This is a genomic window from Oryzisolibacter sp. LB2S, from assembly GCF_040732315.1.
Classification (GTDB): Bacteria; Pseudomonadota; Gammaproteobacteria; order Burkholderiales; family Burkholderiaceae_C; genus Alicycliphilus; species Alicycliphilus soli.
Map to the genome: position 1 here is coordinate 3414823 of NZ_CP160388.1, position 12893 is coordinate 3427715.

A 12893-nucleotide genomic window follows, 5' to 3' on the forward strand; every position below is an offset into this window, starting at 1 on the left:
CATGCCGTCACTTCACGGCGCTGACGAAGCTGCTGTTCACGGCGATGCCGTAGTCGGGCAGGACGGCCGGCACCTTCTTCTGCCCCTTCAGAAACTCGGCCGTGGCCGACAGCGCCTTGGCCACCCCACTGCTCTTGCCGCCGCCCAGCCATGCCTGACTGGCCTGCTCGGCCGCCAGCGGGAACTGGTACAGCGCCAGCACGGGCGGCACCTCGGCCGGTTTGGCGCCGGACTGGCGGGCCACCTTCTGCACGGACTCGGACTGCGCCGTCCAGCTGGCGGGCTGGCGCACATAGTCGGCGGTCACGCCTTCGAGCACGCGCGTGAAGGCCTGCATGGCCGCACCGTTCTTCTCAGCAAAGCCCTTGTTCACCACCAGCGCGTCGAACGTGGCCTTGCCCAGCTTGGTGAGATCGCCCGAGGTCAGCAGGACCTTGCCGTCCTGCTTGAGCTTGCCCAGCGCCGGGTCCCAGATGAAGGCGGCATCGATGTCGCCGCGCGCCCAGGCGGCGGGAATGTCCGAGGGCTGCAGGTTCATGACCTGGACCTTGCCTTGCAGGCCATAGTGCTCCAGGGCGAACATGGTGTGGAAATGCGTGGTCGAGACAAAGGGCACGGCGAGCTTCTTGCCGGCCAGATCGGCCATCTTCTGCACGCCGCTGGCGTTGCGCACCACCAGGGCCTCGGCCTCGTTGATGTTGTCCAGGATCCAGAACACCTGGATGGGCACGCCACGGCTGACGGCGGCCGCCACCGGGCTGCTGCCGGCCACGCCGATCTGCACATCGCCCGAGGCCATGGCCGCAACCACGTCCCCGCCGCTGTCGAAGTTGCGCCACTGAATCTTCCAGCCCGTGGCCTTTTCGAACTCCTGGTCGACGATGGCCCGCTTCCACGGCCCATACATGGACTGCACACCGATGGTGACGGTCTGTGCGCTCTGGGCATGCACTCCGGTTGCGGCACCGGCCAGAGCTGCGGCGGTTGCCACCATCAGCGCGCGACGGGAAAAGGAAAGCCTGTGGATCGACATGAGAGAACCTCCGTGCAGTGAACTTGAAAACCTGAGGGGATGCTAGGACGGGCCTGTGGACCGCCCTGGATCCAGTCACCACCTTTTGTGGTGCCAGTGCCCAAGCCTCTGCAAGAAGCAAGCCAGCCATCACTGGCCTGCTTCTTGCAGTGGCACACAGGCCCGCACTGCGCGGTGCAGCCCTTGCCCACTGCCCTGAAACTCCCATGCTCGAACGCTATCTACGCCCCTTTGAATCCGGCCGTGGCCTGCAGGATCAGCTGCACGAACAACTGCTCAGCGCCCTGCTGGATGGCGCCCTGCTGCCCACGGAGCCCATGCCCTCCTCGCGGCACCTGAGCCAGTTGCTCAAGATCTCGCGCAACACCGTGGTGCTGGTCTACGAGCGCCTGGTGCAGGACGGATTCCTGACGCCCGCAAGCCGGCGCGGCTACTTCATCAACGAAAGCTTTGTGCGCCAACGCGTGCGCATGCGCATCCAGCCCGACCCACAGCGGCTCTTCGCCGCATCACCGCATGCACCAAACTGGGGCGCACGCCTGCAGCATCGGCCCTCTTTGCAGCCATCCATCACCAAGCCGCGCAACTGGCGCAACTATCCCTATCCCTTCATCTATGGCCAGGTGGAGTACGACGACCACGTTGCCGCCCGCTGGCGCCACTGTGCACGTCTGGCCCATGTTCGCGCCCATATGGGCCACTGGGTGGACGACCAGGTCATGCATGACGACGACATGCTGGTCGAGCAGATCGTGCAGCGCATCCTGCCGCGGCGCGGCATTCGCGCGTGCCCGCAGCAGGTGCTGATCACGATAGGCACGCAGAACTCGCTGTACCTGCTGGCCCAGCTGCTGGGACGGCCCGGCGTGGTGCTGGGCATGGAAGATCCTGGCTATGTCGATGCACGCAGCATTTTTGCCATGGCGGGCTGCCAGATGCTGCCCTTGCGCGTCGACAGTCAGGGCCTGGTGCCAGGCCCCCACCTGCATCACTGCGACCTGGTGTTCTGTACCCCCAGCCACCAGTCCCCCACCAATGCCACCATGCCCGTCTACCGCCGCATGGATCTGATCGAGCGCGCGCGCCAGCATGACTTCCTCATCATCGAGGACGACTACGACACCGAGCACAACGAACTGGGCGGCAACCACCCCGCGCTCAAGAGCTTTGACAGCAGCTCCCATGTCATCTACCTGGGCAGCCTGAGCAAGAACATGATTCCCGGCCTGCGCCTGGGCTTCATCGTCGCCGACGAGGTGCTGGTGCAGGAGCTGCGCGCGCTGCGGCGCTACATGTACCGCCACCCGCCCCTGAACAACCAGCGCATCATGGCCATCTTTCTGTCCATGGGTTATGGCGACGAACATGCGCGGCGCTGGCGCGAAAACCTGGCGCGCAAATGGCAGCGCATGGTGCGCGCGCTGCGCACCTATCTGCCCGAATGCCACTATGTGGAGCAGCCGGGCGGCTCCTCGCTCTGGATCCAGGGGCCGGATGCGCTCGATGCCTGGGAGCTGCAAAAGCTTGCCGCCCGCCGAGGCGTGCTGATCGAGCCCGGTGACGTGCATTTCCTCGAGCTGGCCCCCGGCGTGGCGCGGCCCACGCAGTACTTCCGCCTGGGCTTTGGCGCCGTGCCCGAGGACCGCATCGACGCCGGCATGCAGGCCCTGGGCCAGGCCTTTGAGGACTGGCGCCAGGCCCATGACCACCGCGCGGCCAGGCCTGCCCCGCAGGCGGCAGACGCCTGACCCGGCCCCCAGGCCGCTCAGCAGCGCACCTCGTCCTTCCAGTGGTACCAGTGGAACAGGCAATGCTGGCCGAACCGGCGCACGGGCGCAAACCAGCGTGACTGCGGCAGGCGCACGTTGTTGAACATGAACGGATAGTCCAAAGGCCCGGCATATATCGGCAGGTCGGCCTGGGGCAGACGCTGGCCGGCGATGCGCTGCGCGAGCCGGCGGCCCGCATGGGCCGAAAAGGCGACGCCGTTGCCGCCATAGCCCAGCGCGTAGAACACCGCCGCCTTGGGGTCGGGCTGGGTGATGCGCGGCATCATGTCATGGCTCACATCCACCCAGCCCCACCAGGAATAGTCCACCTGAATGCCCTTGAGCGCCGGGAACTTGCGCTCCAGCCCCTGCACCAGCACCGCCATGTGCCTAGGCGATGGTGCGTCGGCCCCGGTGATGGCGCTGCGGCTGCCGATCTGCACACGTCTGTCGGGCAGCAGGCGGTAGTAGAAGCGCAGGGTGCGCGTGTCGGTGATCACCTCGTGGGTCTTGAAGCCGGTGGCAGCGATCTCCTCCTCGGTCAGCGGCCGGGTGACCATGGAGTTCGACAGAATCGGCATGATCTTGGCATCCAGGCTGGGGTGCAGGCCGAAGCTGGTATAGCCCCCGGTCGCAAAGCCCACGGCCCTGGCGCGCACCATGCCGCCCGGCGTGCGCAGGTGGTGCACGCCCTGGATGGTTTCAAAACCTTGCACCGGGCTGGCCGTATGAATCTTGACGCCCAGCGCCCTGGCCATGCGCTGGTAGCCAAAGGCCAGTTTCAGCGGGTGCACGCCAATGCCATCGGGCTCATGCTGGGCGCCATGGCATTCCTGGTCGTCCACATAGCGCTCGCGCACCTCCTCGCGCGACAGCATGCGCGCGTCATAGCCGAAGACATCGCGCATGACCTGGGTTTCGTGGCGCAGAAAGTCCAGCTTCTCGGGGCGGTGGGCGATGTACAGATGCCCGCCGCCCTGGGGCTCGCATTCCGGCACCTCGGCCACCAGCGACTTGAAGGTCTCGAAGCCCTCGCGGATCTCCGCATCCAGGCGCAGCGCCGTCGCCTTGCCCCAGCGCTCGATCCACTGTGACCGATACAGCCGCCCGGCCGCATTCTGGCCCTGGCCACCGTTGCGGCTGGTGCAGCCCCAGGCGGTCTGATTGGCCTCCAGCACCACGGCCTTGATGCCATGCTCGCGCGCCAGGAACAGCGCCGTGGCCAGCCCGGTGAATCCGGCGCCGACGATGGCCACGTCCACATCCATGTCCCGGCACACCGGGCCGTCATCGGCAGGCGGCGTGCCGGCCGTGCCCACCCAGTAGGTCGGCGCATAGGCGCGGCCGTGACCTGGGTCGGCGGCCACCAGGGGATCGTATTGGGGGTCGTAGGGATGCAGCGGTGCGGGTGCGGACATGGGTATTCAGCCTTTCAAAGCAAGCCCGGGAGACCTTGTCATCGCCCCCGGTCATGGCAAGCCATCTTGCGCCGCAGCGCACCTGCGTCGTGGTGCCAGATGCCTGTCGCCATGGCACCAGCCGCAGCGGTTCTGGCCCCATGCGGCGGCGCAACTGGTGCCATGCCGGCCTACCCGCCATTCCTACGATGGGTGCGTCGATCACCCACCAGGAGCCCCCATGTCCGCCACCCCGGAATCCCACACATCTGACCAGTTGCTGGCCCTGCTGCAGCGCTTCTCACAGGCCTGGAACCAGCACGACATCGACACCCTCATGGCCTGCATGGCCGACGACTGCGTGTTCCACGCCACCGCCGGTCCCGAGCTGCAGGGCACCAGCTATGTGGGCCGCGAGGCGGTGCGCCAGGGCTTTGCGCTGGCGTGGAAGAACTGCCCCGACGCGCGCTGGCTGGATGCCGAACATTTCGTGCAGGGCACACGCGGGGTGAGCGAATCCACGTTCTGCGGCACCCGCGCCAGCGATGGACGGCGCATGGAGGCGCGCATGGTGGATGTGTTCACCTTCCGGGACGGCAAGATCGCCGTCAAGAACGCCTTCCGCAAGGACAGGCCCGCCCTATGAACATGCGCACCGCCTTCTCGGGGCGTGAGGTGGCGGCCGCCCTGGCCGTGGTCCTGATCTGGGGCCTGAACTTCGTGGCCATGAAGCTCGCGCTGCGCGAGTTCACGCCCATGCAGCTCGGTGCCTGGCGCTATGTGTTTGCGGCCGCACCCTTGCTGGTGTTGCTGCGACGACCGCCTGTGCCCCTGCGCTGGCTGGCGCTCTATGGCCTGGTGCAGGGTCTGGGCCAGTTCGGCCTGCTGTTTCTGGCGCTGCAATGGGGCATGACGGCGGCCGTGGCCTCGGTGCTGATGCAGACCCAGGTGTTCTTCACCGCCTTGCTGGGCTGGTTTCTGCTGCAAGAGCGGCTCACGCCCGCCCAGGCGGGCGGCCTGGGCCTGGCCTTGCTGGGCCTGGTCTGCTTTGGCATGCACTTCTCCACCCTCGAGCGCGGCGGGCCCGGCCTCGGTGTGACGGGCTTTGTGCTCACGCTGGGCGCCGCCGCCATGTGGGGCGCATCCAGCATCGTGGCGCGCAGGCTGCAGCAGCGCCATCCCGGCTATGACGCCGTGCAGTTCGTCGTCTGGAGCAGCCTGTTTCCCATCCTGCCTTTTCTGGCACTGAGCCACTGGCTCGATGGCCCCCAGGCCTTGTCACGACTGGGGCAGATCTCCTGGACCGCCTGGGGCGGCGCGGCCTATCTGGGCCTGTTTGCCACCGTGGTGGCCTACGGGCTGTGGACCTGGCTGCTCAAGCGGCGTCCGGCCAACCAGGTGGCCCCCATAGGACTGGGCGTGCCGGTGATCGGACTGCTCGCGGGCGTTTGGCTGCTCGACGAACGGCTCTCGGCCTGGCAATGGGCCGGCATCGCCGGCATCGCCGCGTCCCTCGTCTATGCCATGACGCCGCGCACGCGAAAGGCTGCGCACACCGGCGCTGCTGTCCCGCCGATCCCCGCAAAGCCCTCACATCAACCCGACTGACTCCTTCACGCCCTACGGTCCACACGCACCATGCACACCTGTCCCATGCCCCACAAGAAACTGATCGTCCTGCTCGCCCCCCTGTTGCTCCTGGGCGCCTGCGGCAGTGACGCAGAGAACCCCAACGCCGCGCAAACCGTCTATCACAACGGCAACATCATCACCGTGGACGACAACGACAGAGTCGTCCAGAGCATTGCCATCCGCGACGGCAAGATCGTCGATGTGGGCAGCGACACGGACATGCAGTCCTACATCGGCAAGGGCACAGCGGTCATAGACCTGGCAGGCAAGACCATGATTCCCGGCATCTATGACGCGCACAGCCACTTCACCATGGCAGGCACCAACGAGCTGTACGACGCCAATCTCAACAGCGCGCCTATCGGTGACATCGAGAGCATGAGCGACCTTCTGGACCGCCTGCGCGAACAACGCTCAAAAATAGACGGCAGCGACTGGATTTCAGGCTGGGGCTATGACGACACCCTGCTTGCAGAGCAGCGCCACCCGACGCGCGCGGACCTGGATCAGATCTCCGCCACACAGCCCATCCTAATCACCCATGTCTCCGGCCACTTTGCCGTCGCCAACAGTGCCGCGCTGGCGCTGGCCAACGTCACCCGGGACACGCCGGACCCCGTGGGTGGCACCATCCGGCGCGACGCGCAGGGCGAACCCACGGGGGTGCTCGATGAAACCGCCGTGCAACTGGTCAGCGCACACAAGCCGGCCTTCACCGCCGCCCAGGTCCAGGCCGGCATTGCGGCTGCGGCCCGGCAATATGCGTCCCAGGGGGTGACGACCGCCAGCGAAGGCGCAACCTACGCGCCCGCCATTGCAGCGCTGGAGACCGCCGCGCAGTCCGGCACCCTTCCGATACGCGTCATTGCGCTGCCGGCCTACGACTACCGGATCGGAAGCGACAAGGTGGAGCTCACGAGCGGCAAGGTCAAGCTGGGTGGCATCAAGGATTTTTCCGACGGCTCCATCCAGGGCTATACCGGCTATCTCTCGCACCCCTATCACACGCCTTTTCATGGCGATGCCAACTACTCCGGCACCACCCGCAACGACCGAACCTCCCTGGCCCAGCATGCCCTGAAGATCCATCAGGAGGGCAAGCAAATGCTCGTGCATGGCAATGGCGATCAGGCGATCGATGACATCCTTTTTGCCTTCGGCAGTGCACAGGCCGCAACGCCGCGCGAGGACAGCCGGCACACCGTCATCCACTCGCAGATGGGCACCGAATCCCAGTTGGATGAGATGAAAGCGCAGGGCGTCATTCCCTCGTTCTTTGTCCTTCACACCTACTACTGGGGCGACCGCCACCGCGACATTTTTCTGGGCAATGAACGCGCCTCGCGCATCAGCCCGACGCGTTCTGCCCTGCAGCGCGGCCTGAAATTCACCATCCACACCGACACCCCCATCGTGCCCATGGAGCCCATGAAGCTGATCTGGTCAGCCGTCAACCGACTGACCACCAGCGGCCAGGTTCTGGGCGCCGATCAAACCATCTCGCCCCTGGATGCGCTGCGCGCCACCACCATCAACGCGGCCTACCAGAACTTCGAGGAGAAGGAGCGCGGTTCGATCGAGAAGGGAAAGTTCGCGGATCTGGCCATCCTCTCGGCCGACCCGCTGAGCGTGGACAAGCGCGCCATCAAGGACATTGAGGTGCTGGAGACCATTGTCGAGGGCAAAAGCGTGTTCAAGCGCTGACGCACGGGCACATGCGGGGAACAGGTGGGGTTCAACACCCCCTCGCCTTCTGGCCTGACCCTGCGCGACAATGGGCGCAACCATGCCCCGCCTGCTCAGCCCCACCCATGTCGCCCTGGTGAATTCAGGCATCTCCGCCATCGTCGCGACGCGCGACGCACGGCTGCGACCCAGCCTGATGCGCGCCATGGGGGCGCAGATCAGCCCGGACGGGCAGCTCATCACCGTGTTTCTGCGCTCCAGCCAGTCGGCCCCGCTGTTGGCCGACATAGAGGCGGGCGGCCCCATCGCCGTGGTCTTCAGCGACCCGGCGTCCAATCACTCGCTGCAGGTCAAGTCCGGTGGCGCGCGCATCCGGCCCGCCACCCCCGGAGACCAGGCCGTGCTGCGCCGCTACCTGGTGGCCATGCAGCATTGCGTGGGCCAAGTGGGCTACGGCCCGGACTATGTGGCTGCCATGCTGTCGGTGCCGCCTGACGATCTGGTCGCGCTGGAGTTCACGCCCGAGGCGGCGTTTGACCAGACCCCGGGCCCGCACGCCGGCACTCCCCTGCCGAGTCGACCATGAGCGACGACCGCTCCCCCACGCTGCACTCCATCCGGGCCTGTCTGGAGGGCGCGATACCGGCCAACATCGCCACCTGCGACGCCGACGGCACGCCCAACGTGGCCTATCTGTCGCAGGTGTTCTATGTGGACGAGGACCATGTCGCGCTCTCCTTCCAGTTCTTCAACAAGACGCGCCGGAACATCCTAGTCAATCCCTGCGCCACGGTGCTGGTGCTCGACCCGGTGACGGCGCGCTACTACCGCCTGTACCTGCACTACCTGCGCACCGAGACCGAGGGCCCGCTGTTCGAGCGCATGCGCGCCCAGCTCGCGGGCATTGCCTCGCACGAGGGCATGGCCGAGGTGTTCGCGCTCAAGGGCTCGGACGTGTACGCCGTGCAGCGCATCGAGCCTCTGCCCGGCGAGGGGCTGGCGCCTGCGCGACCGCGCGCCGACCTGCTCAACGGCGTGCGTCTGTGCAGCCAGCACCTGGCGCGCTGCACCGGCCTGGACGCGCTGCTGCAGGCGCTGCTCACGGGCCTGAACAAGCATCTGGGCGTGCAGCACGCCATGGTGCTGATGCTGGACGCGCAGGCGGGCCAGCTCTACACCGTGGCCAGCTTTGGCTACCCGCGCTCGGGCGTGGGTTCGGAGATACGCCTGGGCCAGGGCGTGATCGGTGTGGCCGCGCGCGAGGCCACGCCGGTGCGCATAGGTCATGTCACACATGCGGCGCTCTACCAGCATGGCCTGCGCAAGAGCCTGCAGGCCGATGGCACCACGACCGGACCCGAGATCCCCTACCCCGGCCTGGCACAGCCGCACAGCCAGATGGCCGTGCCGCTCATCAGCGGCGAGCGCACGCTGGGCGTGCTGTTTGTCGAAAGCCCGCTGGACCTGCAGTTCCGCTACCCAGAGGAGGACGCCCTGGTGGCCCTGGCGGGGCAGCTGGCCGCGGCCATCGAGCTGCTGCAGGCCGCACCCGACGATCCGACCGAGGCCGCTCCGCCGCGCGCGCTCCCCGCCTCCGCACAGGGGCAGCCGCTGCGCGTGCGCCACTTTCCGGTCAACGACAGCGTGTTCATCAACGACGCCTACCTCATCAAGGGCGTGGCCGGCGCCATCTTCTGGAAGCTGCTGCGCGAGCATGCGCGCACCGGCCGCTCAGACTTCAGCAACCGCGAGCTGCGCCTCGATCGCAGCCTGGGCCTGCCCGACGTGGCCGACAACCTGGAGGCGCGCCTGCTGCTGCTGCAGCGCCGCCTGCAGGAGAGCGGGACGGCCATTCAGATCGAGAAAACCGGCCGCGGGCGCCTGCGCCTGCGCGTGGACGCCCCGGTGCTGCTCGACGACCTCGCGGCCTGAACAGCGCCAGCGGCGCTCCCCGTGCTACGCCAGATCGAGGGCGCGCGCGAGCTTGTCCCATTCGCGCTGCGACAGGTGCGGGCGCGCCACCGACAGCGCCGCGTCGACTGCCTGGGGCGGCGCGCTGCGGCGCATGTCCGCGAGCATCATGGCGCGCTCGGCCGGCGCCATGAAGGGCAGCATCCAGCGCATCACCACCAGCATTTCATCGGGCGCAATGGAGGCCACCAGCGCGTCATGGATCGCGGCCAGCTCCGCGTCGCTGTAATGGGCCCAGAGCACGGCGTTGTGCGCCGTCTCCTCATACTGCATATGTTCGAAGTTGTGCGCCACGAACAGCGCCAGCTGCCCGTACAGCGCATGCGCGACCTGCGCGCGCCGCTCGCGGACGCAGCCCATGAGCTGCGCCGTGGCCTGCGCCAGTGCGTCTATGGCCTGCACGTGAGCCTCATGCTCCTGCGCCACCCGGGCGGCGCTGCCCGGCATGTGGCGCTCCAGCGCGGGGTGGATGAAGTCGTTCTCGTGCGCGAGGTGCGAGCGGCAGAACTCAAGCAGCTGCAGCACGCGCGCGCAGGTCTGGTTCAGCTCGAGATCATCGTCCGCGTCCATGCGGCCCAGGCCGGCGAGCGTGTCGGACATGTACGCGCGCAGGGCCTTGTGGATGAAGGCGTACATGTCCATGCGCGGTGTGGCGTCGGCCTGCGCCAGGGCGGCGATTTCCTGTGGGTTGAATTGCATTGCGGTTCCATTCCATGGGCTGTGCGGCAGACTCTGCCGCGGCATCCCGACGCGGCACACCATGTGCCGTATCGGTGCCATGCAGTCTAGGAACGGCCCCGCGCGGGCGCTGCTAAGAATCGCTTAGCCAAACCCTCAAATTTTCTTAAGCACGCCGGTCGCGGGACGGGCCGGCGCCCGATCAGCGTCCGAGCTGCTGGTTGTAGGCGGCGCGTGCCGCCACATAGACCTGGAACGGAAACTTGATGGGCACGCCCTCGAGCGCACCGGCCAGCATCTCCAGATGGCCCTCGAAGCCCGCGCAGGCCTTGGCCGGGTCCTCGCCGGCCGGGGTATGCACGGTCAGCGTCAGGCGCGTGCCGCCCGGCACCTCGTCGAGCTGCCAGCGCAGCGGGCGCGCGGGCTCGTCGCCGCTGCTCCACGAATAGGCCAGCACGCGGCCGGGGTCGAGCTCCAGCACCTTGCTCTCTATCACGATGCCGCTGTCCTGAAAGTCGATCTTCACGGCCCCACCCGGGCGCAGCTCGATGCTGCCGGGCGCTATCCACTGGGCAATGCCGGCGGGGTCGGTCAGCATGCGCCACAGCGCGTCGCGGCCGTGGCCCGCATAGGTACGCTCGAGCCGGCCCTCAAAGCTGCCGTCGGGCAGGGTGCGCAGGGAGCCGAAGGGGGGTAGGTTTTCGCTCACGTTCATCTCCAGGGTGCTGTGAATACGGCGCATATTGGACCAAAGACACAATGCCCCTTCCAGCGCCTTCGCGTCCCACGCAGCCTTGCCTGGGTGCGAAACTTTGCCGCTGCCCATCGTTCCAACGGCCCATGACCCTCTTGCACACCGGCCTGCGCGCCATCGTCCTGCTGTACGCCACCCTGAGCACGCCGACCTGGGCCCAGGGGCGGGTGACCGCCGCCCCGGACGCAAGCCAGGGCGAACGCCAGGCCGTGCGCTGGTTCAACATGCTCGACAGCAACGGCGACGGCCGGCTCACCCACGACGAGGTGCAATGGGCGCTGCGGCTCGACCGGCGGCTGGAGCGCCAGTTCCAGGAGGCCGACGCCAACCACGACGGCGTCGTGACCGAGGCCGAGATCCGCAGCCTGTCGGCGCGGCGCAAGGCCGAACGCCTTGCGCGCGAGGCAGCGGCCGCCCAGGGCGCCGCGCCGCAACCGGCCACGCCGCGCCCCTGACGCCCCACCCCATCGCATGAGAGACAGCGCCGGCCACGGCGAGTCCGGACGCCGTGCAATTGCCGATACCATCGTGGGGTCGCTTTTTTCACCAACCGGACTTTCAAGGGACAGACATATGACGATCACGACCGTCGGCATCATCGGTGCGGGCACCATGGGCAATGGCATTGCGCAGGCCTGCGCCGTCTCGGGCATCAACGTGGTGATGGTGGACATCTCGGACGCCGCCGTGCAGAAGGGCGTGGCCACCGTGGCCGGCAGCCTCGACAGGCTGATCAAGAAGGACAAGATCACCGCCGCCGACAAGGACGCCGCCCTCGCGCGCATCAAGGGCTCGACGAGCTATGACGACCTGGCGGCCGCTCAGCTCGTCATCGAGGCCGCGACCGAGAACCACGAGCTCAAGCTCAAGATCTTGAAGCAGGTGGACGCGCTCGTGGCGCCCGAGGTCATCATCGCCTCCAACACCTCGTCGATCTCCATCACCAAGCTGGCCGCCGCGACCGGCCGCGCCGACAAGTTCATCGGCATGCATTTCTTCAACCCCGTGCCCATGATGGCGCTGGTGGAGATCATCCGCGGCCTGCAGACGTCGGACGCCACGCACGACGCCGTGAAGGCATTGGCCGAGCGCCTGGGCAAGACCCCGATCACCGTGAAGAACGCCCCCGGCTTCGTGGTCAACCGCATTCTCGTGCCCATGATCAACGAGGCCTTCTTCGTGCTGGCCGAGGGCCTGGCCACGCCCGAGGACATCGACGCCGGCATGAAGCTCGGCTGCAACCAGCCCATCGGCCCGCTGGCCCTGGCCGACATGGTGGGCCTGGACGTGTGCCTGGCCGTGATGGACGTGTACCTGCAGGAATTCGGCGACAGCAAGTACCGCGCCTGCCCGCTGCTCAAGGAATACGTGGCCGCCGGCCGCCTGGGCCGCAAGACGGGCCGCGGCGTCTACCAGTACTGATGTACTCACGACCGGGGTGCAAGGCCCCGGTCATGCAGCCACCGCCCTGCGCCCCGCTCACGCACAGGCCGACGACATTACCATTGGTCAGCCGCGCCCGGCCAGCAGCCGTGTGGCCGTATAGGTCATGACAGCCACACCTCGCTGGTTGAACACGTCGATGCGCGAGGTGACCACGGCGCGGGCGCTTTTCGACGTGGGGCGTATGTCCGTGACCTCGACCATGGCCTCTATGGTGTCGCCCACGAGCACCGGCGCCAGAATCTTCTGGTGCAGCTCCAGCATGGCCAGGCCCGTGCCCTGGATCATGGTCTGAAGGATGAAGCCCTCGATCAGCGTGTAAGTCAGTGCCCCCGGCACGGGCCGCCCGGGGATGGCACCGCCCTCGTAGCCCTCCTCGATGAAGATGGCCTCGAGCATGCCTGTGACGCCAATGAACTGCACGAGGTCGGTCTCGGTGATGGTGCGGCGAAAGGTGCGAAAGCGCTGGCCGACGCGCAGGTCCTGCCAGACAAAGCCCTCGCCCAGGCGTGGGGCCGTCATGTCCATGG

The 12893-nt window shown here is 67.3% G+C and carries 13 protein-coding genes; 8 read left to right on the forward strand and 5 right to left on the reverse strand.

What is annotated here, in order from left to right; genetic code table 11:
* Positions 1 to 7: 7 nt before the first annotated feature.
* Positions 8 to 1033 (reverse strand): taurine ABC transporter substrate-binding protein, encoded by a 1026-nt coding sequence (gene tauA / locus ABUE11_RS16125; RefSeq protein WP_367066394.1) that lies wholly within the window; start codon positions 1031 to 1033, stop codon positions 8 to 10.
* A 206-nt stretch (positions 1034 to 1239) separates the two neighbouring features.
* Between tauA and ABUE11_RS16130 the strand changes: the two genes are divergently transcribed.
* Positions 1240 to 2781 carry a PLP-dependent aminotransferase family protein gene (locus ABUE11_RS16130; protein WP_367066395.1) on the forward strand — a complete coding sequence of 514 codons (1542 nt, stop codon included), beginning with the start codon at positions 1240 to 1242 and terminating at the stop codon, positions 2779 to 2781.
* Positions 2782 to 2798: 17 nt separating this feature from the next.
* On the opposite strand, the gene ABUE11_RS16135 is transcribed toward ABUE11_RS16130, so the two are convergent.
* On the reverse strand, positions 2799 to 4220 hold the full coding sequence (locus ABUE11_RS16135; RefSeq protein WP_367066396.1) for an FAD-dependent oxidoreductase: 1422 nt from the start codon (positions 4218 to 4220) through the stop codon (positions 2799 to 2801).
* Between the two features lie 220 nt (positions 4221 to 4440).
* Between ABUE11_RS16135 and ABUE11_RS16140 the strand changes: the two genes are divergently transcribed.
* The 5 genes from ABUE11_RS16140 to ABUE11_RS16160 all read left to right on the forward strand — a co-directional run bounded on the left by ABUE11_RS16140 (position 4441) and on the right by ABUE11_RS16160 (position 9449).
* Positions 4441 to 4845, forward strand: a complete 405-nt coding sequence (locus tag ABUE11_RS16140) for a nuclear transport factor 2 family protein (RefSeq protein WP_367066397.1) — start codon at positions 4441 to 4443, stop codon at positions 4843 to 4845.
* Entirely contained in the window at positions 4842 to 5807 is a 966-nt protein-coding gene (locus ABUE11_RS16145) for an EamA family transporter (protein WP_367066398.1), read from the forward strand. Before ABUE11_RS16140 ends, ABUE11_RS16145 begins: the two co-directional genes overlap by 4 nt.
* 45 nt (positions 5808 to 5852) lie before the next feature.
* Positions 5853 to 7535 (forward strand): amidohydrolase, encoded by a 1683-nt coding sequence (locus tag ABUE11_RS16150; RefSeq protein ID WP_367066399.1) that lies wholly within the window; start codon positions 5853 to 5855, stop codon positions 7533 to 7535.
* 82 nt (positions 7536 to 7617) lie between these two features.
* Positions 7618 to 8103, forward strand: a complete 486-nt coding sequence (locus tag ABUE11_RS16155; protein ID WP_367066400.1) for a hypothetical protein — start codon at positions 7618 to 7620, stop codon at positions 8101 to 8103.
* Positions 8100 to 9449 carry a GAF domain-containing protein gene (locus tag ABUE11_RS16160; RefSeq protein ID WP_367066401.1) on the forward strand — a complete coding sequence of 450 codons (1350 nt, stop codon included), beginning with the start codon at positions 8100 to 8102 and terminating at the stop codon, positions 9447 to 9449. The genes ABUE11_RS16155 and ABUE11_RS16160 overlap by 4 nt, the downstream gene beginning before the upstream one ends.
* A 24-nt stretch (positions 9450 to 9473) precedes the next feature.
* On the opposite strand, the gene ABUE11_RS16165 is transcribed toward ABUE11_RS16160, so the two are convergent.
* Positions 9474 to 10187, reverse strand: a complete 714-nt coding sequence (locus ABUE11_RS16165; RefSeq protein WP_367066402.1) for a hypothetical protein — start codon at positions 10185 to 10187, stop codon at positions 9474 to 9476.
* A 181-nt stretch (positions 10188 to 10368) separates the two neighbouring features.
* Positions 10369 to 10875, reverse strand: a complete 507-nt coding sequence (locus ABUE11_RS16170) for an SRPBCC family protein (protein ID WP_367066403.1) — start codon at positions 10873 to 10875, stop codon at positions 10369 to 10371.
* A gap of 131 nt (positions 10876 to 11006) precedes the next feature.
* Here ABUE11_RS16170 and ABUE11_RS16175 point away from each other — a divergent pair, with 131 nt between their 5' ends.
* Both ABUE11_RS16175 and ABUE11_RS16180 read left to right on the forward strand, forming a co-directional pair.
* Entirely contained in the window at positions 11007 to 11375 is a 369-nt protein-coding gene (locus tag ABUE11_RS16175; protein ID WP_367066404.1) for an EF-hand domain-containing protein, read from the forward strand.
* A 118-nt stretch (positions 11376 to 11493) separates the two neighbouring features.
* Positions 11494 to 12342 carry a 3-hydroxybutyryl-CoA dehydrogenase gene (locus tag ABUE11_RS16180; RefSeq protein ID WP_367066405.1) on the forward strand — a complete coding sequence of 283 codons (849 nt, stop codon included), beginning with the start codon at positions 11494 to 11496 and terminating at the stop codon, positions 12340 to 12342.
* A gap of 87 nt (positions 12343 to 12429) precedes the next feature.
* Here the strand turns inward: ABUE11_RS16180 and ABUE11_RS16185 are convergent, their stop codons facing one another.
* Positions 12430 to 12885 carry a MaoC family dehydratase gene (locus tag ABUE11_RS16185; protein WP_367068847.1) on the reverse strand — a complete coding sequence of 152 codons (456 nt, stop codon included), beginning with the start codon at positions 12883 to 12885 and terminating at the stop codon, positions 12430 to 12432.
* Positions 12886 to 12893: the final 8 nt, after the last annotated feature.

What these genes read in the sequence shown, in the direction of transcription:
- tauA (WP_367066394.1), bottom strand. Translation starts at nt 1,033, where the DNA reads ATGTCGATCCACAGGCTTTCCTTTTCCCGTCGCGCGCTGATGGTGGCA.
- ABUE11_RS16130 (WP_367066395.1), top strand. Translation starts at nt 1,240, where the DNA reads ATGCTCGAACGCTATCTACGCCCCTTTGAATCCGGCCGTGGCCTGCAG.
- ABUE11_RS16135 (WP_367066396.1), bottom strand. Translation starts at nt 4,220, where the DNA reads ATGTCCGCACCCGCACCGCTGCATCCCTACGACCCCCAATACGATCCC.
- ABUE11_RS16140 (WP_367066397.1), top strand. Translation starts at nt 4,441, where the DNA reads ATGTCCGCCACCCCGGAATCCCACACATCTGACCAGTTGCTGGCCCTG.
- ABUE11_RS16145 (WP_367066398.1), top strand. Translation starts at nt 4,842, where the DNA reads ATGAACATGCGCACCGCCTTCTCGGGGCGTGAGGTGGCGGCCGCCCTG.
- ABUE11_RS16150 (WP_367066399.1), top strand. Translation starts at nt 5,853, where the DNA reads ATGCCCCACAAGAAACTGATCGTCCTGCTCGCCCCCCTGTTGCTCCTG.
- ABUE11_RS16155 (WP_367066400.1), top strand. Translation starts at nt 7,618, where the DNA reads ATGCCCCGCCTGCTCAGCCCCACCCATGTCGCCCTGGTGAATTCAGGC.
- ABUE11_RS16160 (WP_367066401.1), top strand. Translation starts at nt 8,100, where the DNA reads ATGAGCGACGACCGCTCCCCCACGCTGCACTCCATCCGGGCCTGTCTG.
- ABUE11_RS16165 (WP_367066402.1), bottom strand. Translation starts at nt 10,187, where the DNA reads ATGCAATTCAACCCACAGGAAATCGCCGCCCTGGCGCAGGCCGACGCC.
- ABUE11_RS16175 (WP_367066404.1), top strand. Translation starts at nt 11,007, where the DNA reads ATGACCCTCTTGCACACCGGCCTGCGCGCCATCGTCCTGCTGTACGCC.
- ABUE11_RS16180 (WP_367066405.1), top strand. Translation starts at nt 11,494, where the DNA reads ATGACGATCACGACCGTCGGCATCATCGGTGCGGGCACCATGGGCAAT.
- ABUE11_RS16185 (WP_367068847.1), bottom strand. Translation starts at nt 12,885, where the DNA reads ATGACGGCCCCACGCCTGGGCGAGGGCTTTGTCTGGCAGGACCTGCGC.